We start from the raw sequence: 1,045 nt of genomic DNA, 5'->3' as shown, positions 1-1,045 counted from the left end.
CGAGCTCTCTGTTGGGTTCGCGTCGAACTTCCGGTTTCCACCCTGACGAACCTGCCCCCCTTGCCGTGCATTTGCTCATCGCCGCGCTTTTGATGTTCGGGCTGCCGGTATCGCGCTGTGGTGCGCTAAGTATGTGCGTTACCGAGCACCGCCCGGAGTCCTGAGTCGTTCTGGCGGAGACGTTCCTCGATCCATTGCGCCGTGCGGTCGTAGGCGTCCGAAAACAAGTCGGAATGCCGACTCCAATCCATGAAGCCGATCGTGCTCGAAACCTGCGGACAGACCAAGACATCCTCGTCGCCGACGGTAATGTCCTGCGGCCCGTGTGCCAGCATACTCGCGGCAATAACCTGAAGCATGCTCGGAACCTGCGGCAAGCGGGCACGGCCGAAAGGGTTCAGCAGTCCGACCGCCAGTTCCGATCTTCCGGGGATGCGGTCATAGTCGATGTGGTATTTTTGCGGTCCACTGGACCCAAAGCTCACGATGACATTGGGTCCGGTCTTGAGTTCCCTCATCTGTTCCAGCGGCAAATTGTTCATGATGGCGCCGTCCACCAACATATCGCCGTCAGCCGTAAAGAACGGCGGCAGGACACCCGGGAGCGAGCCGGATGCCCGAACGGCTTGCCAGAGTTTTCCACGACGGTGGACATGGGGCTGACGGCTGCTCAGATTGGTCGAAAGAGCAAAGAACGGAAGCCAAAGATCTTCGATCAGAACGTCGCCGTATTCCTCCCGAAGGGCTCGATCGAAGGCTTTGTGATCTAGAAGCGCGAAACGCGGCAAGGTGGGGCGCCGAAACGCCCGACTCTTGACAAATACGTTGTGCGTGCCGCGGTCGATCTGCTCCGCGTCCAACCCTCTTGCGAAGCCGGCCATCATCGCCGCTCCGGAACTCGTCCCGCCGAGATAGTCGAAGCGCCCGCCCGCCTCGACGAAGGCCTTGTAGACGCCCAGATGGGCGCTGCCCAGGGACCCACCCCCCGCCGCCACGAAGCCACGTGCCTTGCAGGAAATAAATCGGACTAGGCGCTGGATATCAG

At 60.8% G+C, this 1,045-nt stretch carries 1 protein-coding gene; it reads right to left on the bottom strand.

Translation table 11 applies throughout. The annotated features are described in order from the left end of the window. Positions 1 to 125 precede the first annotated feature (125 nt). On the bottom strand, positions 126 to 1,045 hold a 920-nt coding region (locus AU465_RS33040; protein ID WP_192257203.1), incomplete at its 5' end, for a patatin-like phospholipase family protein.

The organism is Mesorhizobium silamurunense (assembly GCF_014843905.1).
GTDB lineage: Bacteria > Pseudomonadota > Alphaproteobacteria > Rhizobiales > Rhizobiaceae > Mesorhizobium > Mesorhizobium silamurunense.
This window is presented reverse-complemented; position numbering and strand designations above follow the sequence as displayed.